Here is a 6,946-nt window from a genome sequence, read left to right as displayed (position 1 = left end):
GCCAAATCTCTCTATCAAAATATCATCATACTCGTTTGCTTTTTTAAAAAGCCTCTCCATGGCGGTTTTTCCCTCTTTTAATGTTAATGAGGAGTCAATTATAAGGTAAGAGAGATAGATGAAATTCTCATTTATGGAAAAACGGAGGTAGGAGAGATTGTTGTTCTCGTTCAATAAAAAATCATATATCTCGGATATGTTCTTTTGAGGTATGACGCAAAGTTTTGAATCGCCTATTATGATCCCGTTGTCATAGTAGTTTATCTCGATACGCGCAGTACCGTGATCGACCCTCCATGAGGCTTGGGACCTTCTGGCAAGCGTTACGTTGACATCCAAAGACTCCAATATCTCTTCAAGCAGTTTCGTGCTGCCGATTGGGTTGTACCCTTTTCTTCGCAGCTTTGCGATCTCGAGTTTGCTTCCGCACTCAGGGCAGTAGTCGTTTTGTATGTTCCCTTCTTTTATAAGGTTCTTGCAAAATGGGCATTTTATAATATTTTGGGCATTTATGCTTTTGTACTCTTTTAGCGCTTCCTCAACGTAAAAGTAGGGTAGGGCAAAGCCCAGATTGTTAGAGTTTTGTATAATGAACGTATTTACCCCTATAACCTCTCCGTCCGTGTTTAAAAGCGGGCCGCCGCTGTTTCCGGGGTTTATAGCGGCATCTATTTGAACATACTCAAGCTCTCCGTATATCCTTGAAGCTTTTGAGACTATCCCCTCGGTAGCGCTGTAATGAAGTCCGTAAGGGTGTCCGATGGCTACTACTGTATCTCCGTTTTGCACCCTCTTAGTTGAGAGGATAAGTGGATTTTCAGGTTTTTTAAAGTCAAAACTTATAAAAGCGAGATCAAAGTACGCATCGTCGTATACTACTTTAGCTATGCTTCTTTTGATCTTTTTTGCACTGATCACTACCTCTTTTAGCCCTGCAACGACGTGGGAGTTGGTTACGATAAGATCATCTACAATAAAGCCTGTGCCGCTTCCGTATGGGGTCATGATCTGTATAATATTTTCGGCGTAGGTCTCTAGTATTGCTTGAGTGTTCATGGTCATATCTCTTCAAAGTCAAGATTTTTAAGTTGCAGATAAAAGCTGTTGCTAAACTCGTTGAGGGATGTAAAGTTAAGCTTGTCACCAAATGGTTTTAGCATCTTGTAGCGGTTCTGATAAGGCGAGATGATATCATCTATCTTGGAGATAATAGCCTTTTTTGAAAATGTTGCATTTTGCTCATCGTAAAGCGCGTTATATCCGAGGGCTTTGAAAAAAGCCGGATTTTGAATCTCAACAAGTGTGTGAAGAAGAGCTTTCGTGACGGGGTGGAGCCCGTAGTTGTAGAGAAGATAGAGTGCGACATATTTGTACATCGTAGGAATTACCTGATTGTATCTGTTGTTTTTGTACCATCTTATCTTTGCGAGAGATTCGTTTATAAAGATCTCTATCTCTTCATGAGTCGATCTGTCACTTGGGTTAAAAGTGTATTTGGCATCGTAGAAGTTGGTCTTGAACTCTTCAAAATCCATCTCGCCGAGCTCGTTTATATACTCTCTTATCTCCTCGTTCTTAGACTCTACAGTTAAGTTCTCATCGCTGAAATATTCGGTGATCTTTTTGCTTGATTTTTGAAAAATTCCATATTTCGGTACGATGAGATAGTCTATTTTGAAAATAAGGTACAGAAGTATAAATGACTGCATAGCTGCGTTGTCGTTTGATGGTAAGGTTGCGATTTTAGCGTTTACTTCATCGATCCATCTCTGCATAAAGTCGTACTTTAACTTTAGCTCCTCCTCGTCCATGCTACTTAGATGTTCTATATCTTCAAGAGCGATCTCTGGAAATTCGCTTCTTGTGTACTCTTTGTCAAAGTCGGCATTTAGAGCGATCTCACGAAGCGGAAAAAAGACTTTTTGTGGCGTCATGGTTATGTTGTCAAGAAAGAGTTTTAGTTTTATATGCTCATCATCGCTGAAGTAGTAGGCGTACGTCAGCTGGTAGTTTCTCTCCAAGATAAGCCGTTTAATGGCAACGTTTGTAGATGCTTTTTTTATGAGTATCGCTTCTGCATAGAGGTTGTCTTTTGTGATTGTTCCAGTGACTCTCGCAGTTCCTTGAAATAGTTCAAAATTAAGTTTATCATCCTTTTTGGTTATTATGATGTTCTGGTTTGATTTTGAGTCTGAAAAGTTTTCAAGAGATCTAAAAAAGAACTCATAGGCATTAAGTATCTCTTTTGCCTCAAACGCTTCGTTGGATCTGTTGAATAGATCCTCTTCATCTTTGGAGAGGTTCGCATTAATGCCTCTTCCAAATGAGTGTTTACGCTCGATCTTAGGTTCGAAAAAGTTTAGCCAATCCATTGAGCCTCTTTTAGATGTTTGTGAGTCTAATTATAGTAAAAGCTTCTTTATAGCAGATTATAGATATCTATACTTTTTTAAAGAAAGTTGCCTATAATTTGTTTTTTTATTTTATACAGGAGTATAGCATGTCCTATCTGGTCCCTACCGAGTTTGCAGTAAAAATGGTCGATGCAGGCGAGTCAAAAGTCTATATGTCGACAAAAGATACGGTTATTAGGGCTTTTATGGCAGGGGCTATTTTGGCTCTAGCGGCAGCTTTTGCCATTACCGTAAGTATGCAGACAGGTTCGCCGCTTCTTGGGGCAATCCTCTTTCCCGTAGGTTTTATTATGCTTTATCTTATGGGATTTGACCTGCTGACGGGTGTTTTTGTTCTGGTTCCTCTTGCTCTCATCGACAAACGCCCCGGAGTGACCGTAAAACAGGTGCTTCGAAACTGGGGTCTTGTATTTGTAGGCAACTTTGCCGGAGCTCTTGTGGTGGCGTTTATGATATCATTTGTGCTTACATACGGCTATCAGATAGAGCCCGGTGAAGTAGGAAGAAAGATCGGCTCTATCGGTGAAGCCAGAACGCTTGGCTATCAGGAACACGGTGTCTGGGGATGGCTGACGGTGTTTATGCGTGGAATGCTTTGTAACTGGATGGTCTCTATGGGCGTTGTCGGTGCGATGATCTCAACGACGGTAAGCGGAAAAGCGATAGCTATGTGGATGCCCATCATGCTCTTTTTCTATATGGGTTTTGAACACTCGATAGTCAATATGTTCCTCTTCCCGTTCTCTATGATAATGGGCGGTGATTTTACTATAGCCGAGTATCTTTTATGGAATGAGCTTCCCGTAGTACTTGGCAACCTTATAGGCGGACTTGCATTTACAGGACTTACTCTCTATGCGACACATATTAAGACCGGTGCAAAAAGAAAACTGTAGTTGCACTACTCATGAAGCATTTTTATAAATCTGTCTACAATCTTCATGTCCAAGTGAGTGTGCATATGCGTTTTCATTAAAAATATCGCATCGTAAGAGCGCAGAGCTTGTTTATAGGAGCGCTGTGTGGTCAATGCGTCAAATACGTCGCAAATACCGATGATACGCGGAAAAATAGTTATCTCATCTCCGCTAAGTCCGTCAGGGTAGCCCATGCCGTCAAGCTTTTCATGATGGTGGCGGATGCCGTCTAGTATGTTCCTGTCTTTTATGCCGAGGTTTAGCGCTATCTCATAACCAAGAGATGGATGTCTTTTCATCTCGTCAAACTCAAACTCGCTAAGTCTGCCCATCTTGTTGAGTATGCTTAGGTCAATACTGCTTTTTCCGAGATCATGAAGCAGTGCGGCACGCCCAAGAGCATTGAGCTTTTTTTTCTCCAAACCGAGCTCTGAGCCAAGACAAAGCGAGTAGATGCTGACATTGAGCGAGTGGGTATGTGTGTAGTAGTCGTACTCTATGATCTTAATAAATGATTTTATAGCGTTTTCGTCGTAGATGATGCTTTGTAAAATCGGCTCAACTATGTTCTTTGAGCGCTGTACGTTCTCCAAAGCGTTTGGATTTTGGTAAAGAGAGTTTGTCAGTTCAGAAGTAGAGGAGTATATGATATCCACTTTCTCTTCAAGCGATAAAGAGCTGTTTTCTACCACATACTGAAGTTTCTCCTCTATAAGAGATTCATATTTATCTTTGTCGCCTCGCTCAATATATAGCTTCTCAACTTCGTTCAGGCTTCTTTTTATATCATCATCGACTACAGTGTCACTCTGGAGAAAAAGAGACATATGCGTTAAATAGTCGTTTATAAAAATATTAAACTCTATCTTGTCGCCGACATGTATAAGGCGATGGTCTATGGGAACATACGAGTACGGCACACTGGACGGAAGATCAGTATAGTTTGATTTAACAACTCTTTGTAATATCTTTTTGCGTTTTACATCATCCATCAGGCCGACTTTATTTTAGGAGTGACATATTCTATATCAATCATGCTTAAACCATTTATAACAAATTTAAGTGACACAACTCTTTTTTGGCTTAAGACTAGAGTATCTGAAGGGTTACTTCACTCGCCTTTACCACCCATCTAAACTCATCTCCAACTTTGCATTTTAGCCCATGCAGCGCGCCTTTTGTGATGATGGCATTAATGTTGTTCCCTAAAAAATCGAGTGTAATATTTGCTAGAACCTTTCCATTTTCTATATTGGTGATTTTTGAGACAAAAGAGTTTTTCTCGCTAACTACAGAATCCGTTGTCGCAAGAGTGACCTCTGTCTCTTTAAAGAGGAGATGCACGTCCATCCCGACCTCAAGCCGATTTTCATCTGCGTTTTCAAGAAGCAAAGAGTTGAAAAGATTCCCCTCGACATCCATAAACACAAGCATCAGATTATCGCTCTGTTTAATGGAGACGATATTTCCCTTTAAGATATTCATTCGCTGCTTCCTTTAGATCTTTGTTAAAATCGGGTTGAACGCTTTGCTTGAGAGCAGTATCTTATCGCCGATGTTTAGGTTGTGTATGTCGCTCTTTACTGCAGTGACTTTTAGAATCTCATTTTGTGCCAACACCTCTACGATATATAAGATATCGCTCTTTTTGATGCTTAGCACCTCTCCTACGATCTTAAATTTACCGCTTAGATTTTGATTTGCAAAGACTTCGCTTGGAGTTCCGTCATCTGTAATATTTCCTAAAGCTATTTTAAATACGCGGTTTGAGAGGCGAAACACCTCGCTTATATCATGGCTTACCAAAATAGAGGTGATGCCGAATTTTTTATGGATAGTATGCAACTCGTCTTGAAGTTTTAGTCTCATGGCTGTGTCTAACGCCGAGAGCGGCTCATCCAGCAGAAGCATTTTTGGGTTTGTCATTAGTGTTCTGGCAACAGCAACCCGCTGTTTCTGCCCGCCGCTTAGGTGTTCAGGCTTCATTGAACTTAGATTTTCTATCTCCATAATTGCTAAAATCTCATCTACTTTTTTGCTCTTTTTTGTATCACTTAGAGCAAACTCAAGATTTTGTCTAACCGTCATATTGGGAAATAGCGCATAGTCTTGAAATACAAAGCCCACGTTTCTTTTTTGCGGCGGGAGATTTATCTTTTTGGAGCTGTCAAACCAGACTACATCGTCGACGATTATCGTTCCTCTTTGAGGTATCTCAAGCCCTGCAATGATTCTTAAAAGCGTAGTTTTTCCGCTTCCGCTTTTTCCAAAGAGAGTCAAAAAATCGCCGCTTTGTATCTCTTTGTCAACTCTCAAATCTATCGTCCCGTCTGCAGTATGGAGCGGTTTTGTTATGTTTATGCGTATCATCTAAACTCACTTTTAACCATAGATTTATTGATGGCATATACAAAAAGCAAGATGGCAAAAGAGATGATAAAGAGCGTCAATGCATACTGATTTGCAAGGGTGTAGTTAAGCGCTTCTACTTCGTCATATATGGCTATACTTGCCACTTTTGTCTCTCCTGCTATATTTCCGCCTATCATCAAAACAACTCCAAACTCCCCCACTGTGTGGGCAAAAGTTATGACCATCCCTGTAAGAAGAGATGGTTTCATATTTGGCAGAAGAACATGGAAGATGGTTTGAAGCCTGCTTTTGCCCAATATATATGATGCTTCCTCAAGAGACTTGCCAAGGGCTGAAAAGCCGCTTTGAATAGGATGCACCATAAAAGGGAGGCTGAAGATGATAGAAGCAAGCACGAGCCCCTCAAAACTAAATACAAGCCTCAGATCAAAGCTCTCATCCAGCCAAGCGCCAAAAGAGTTTTTTGGACTGAACGCCAAAAGCAGGTAAAATCCAAGCACGGAGGGAGGCAGTACCAAAGGCATTGAGACCACTGCTTCAAGTGCGGGCTTGAATTTTGATTTTGTCTGCGAGAGGTAGTATCCTAATGGAATACCGATGCATAAGAGTATAAGCGTGGTAATTGCCGCAAGCTCAAATGTAAGCTTCATTGTCTGGAAAAAAGATTCATCCATGTTTAGACCTTTTCATACTCTTACAACCTCTAAGTTAATTTATTTTACTTTTGTAAACCCATACTTCTCAAAACTGTTTTGCGCGGTTTCTGAGAGTAAAAAATCACCAAATTTATAAGCCAAAGGCTTCTCTTTTGCATACTTCGTCAAAACAAACGCTTGTTTCATTGGAGAGTATCTGCTCTGATCTATAAGCAGGTACTCGCTCTCTTTTTTCGTAGTTTTTATAAGGGAAAGTGCCACAAGACCGATCTCTGCGGCTCCGCTGTCCACAAACTGAACGCTTTGGGCGATATTATCACCAAGGACAAGCTTCTCTTTTGCCGCATCCTCTAAAGCGTAGTTTTTAAGGATCTCCATTGCAGCAGCTCCGTAAGGGGCGAGCCTTGGGTTTGCGATAGAGAGATATTTTACCTTCTCACTTTTGATAGCATCCATTTTGCTCTTTATGAGATCTTCATCATGGCTAAAGAGTGCGACAGCTCCCATAGCATAGACCAACGGTTCTGTTATCGCGTTGCCGTCGCTTACGATTTTTTGAGGATATTTGCTATCGGCTGCTATAAAA

The 6,946-nt window shown here is 40.9% G+C and carries 8 protein-coding genes; 1 reads left to right on the top strand and 7 read right to left on the bottom strand.

Translation table 11 applies throughout. From position 1 onward, the window contains the following. On the bottom strand, window positions 1-1,056 hold a 1,056-nt coding region (locus RBR61_RS10010; RefSeq protein WP_320344036.1), incomplete at its 3' end, for a trypsin-like peptidase domain-containing protein. 2 nt (window positions 1,057-1,058) lie between these two features. Beyond that, on the bottom strand, window positions 1,059-2,372 hold the full coding sequence (locus tag RBR61_RS10005) for a hypothetical protein (protein WP_320344034.1): 1,314 nt from the start codon (window positions 2,370-2,372) through the stop codon (window positions 1,059-1,061). A 128-nt stretch (window positions 2,373-2,500) separates the two neighbouring features. Here RBR61_RS10005 and RBR61_RS10000 point away from each other — a divergent pair, with 128 nt between their 5' ends. After that, window positions 2,501-3,310, top strand: coding sequence for a formate/nitrite transporter family protein (locus RBR61_RS10000; protein WP_320344032.1), 810 nt, complete (start codon window positions 2,501-2,503; stop codon window positions 3,308-3,310). A gap of 5 nt (window positions 3,311-3,315) precedes the next feature. Here the strand turns inward: RBR61_RS10000 and RBR61_RS09995 are convergent, their stop codons facing one another. From RBR61_RS09995 to modA, 5 genes are all read right to left on the bottom strand, one after another. After that, complete coding sequence (locus tag RBR61_RS09995) at window positions 3,316-4,323, bottom strand: HD-GYP domain-containing protein (protein ID WP_320344030.1); 1,008 nt, start codon at window positions 4,321-4,323, stop codon at window positions 3,316-3,318. A 97-nt stretch (window positions 4,324-4,420) separates the two neighbouring features. After that, window positions 4,421-4,816: a TOBE domain-containing protein gene (locus RBR61_RS09990; RefSeq protein WP_320344029.1), complete on the bottom strand. Its 396-nt coding sequence runs from the start codon at window positions 4,814-4,816 to the stop codon at window positions 4,421-4,423. 12 nt (window positions 4,817-4,828) lie between these two features. Then, window positions 4,829-5,701: an ATP-binding cassette domain-containing protein gene (locus RBR61_RS09985; RefSeq protein WP_320344027.1), complete on the bottom strand. Its 873-nt coding sequence runs from the start codon at window positions 5,699-5,701 to the stop codon at window positions 4,829-4,831. After that, entirely contained in the window at window positions 5,698-6,378 is a 681-nt protein-coding gene (gene modB / locus RBR61_RS09980) for a molybdate ABC transporter permease subunit (protein WP_320344026.1), read from the bottom strand. The genes RBR61_RS09985 and modB overlap by 4 nt, the downstream gene beginning before the upstream one ends. A 39-nt stretch (window positions 6,379-6,417) precedes the next feature. Next, window positions 6,418-6,946, bottom strand: a 529-nt coding sequence (modA, locus tag RBR61_RS09975) for a molybdate ABC transporter substrate-binding protein (protein WP_320344023.1), incomplete at its 5' end; no start/stop codon positions are given.

Origin of the sequence: Sulfurimonas sp. (genome assembly GCF_034005705.1) — a bacterium.
In the GTDB taxonomy this organism is placed as follows: domain Bacteria; phylum Campylobacterota; class Campylobacteria; order Campylobacterales; family Sulfurimonadaceae; genus Sulfurimonas.
The sequence above is the reverse complement of the archived record's forward strand: the minus strand, read 5'-3'. Positions and strand labels throughout refer to the sequence as shown.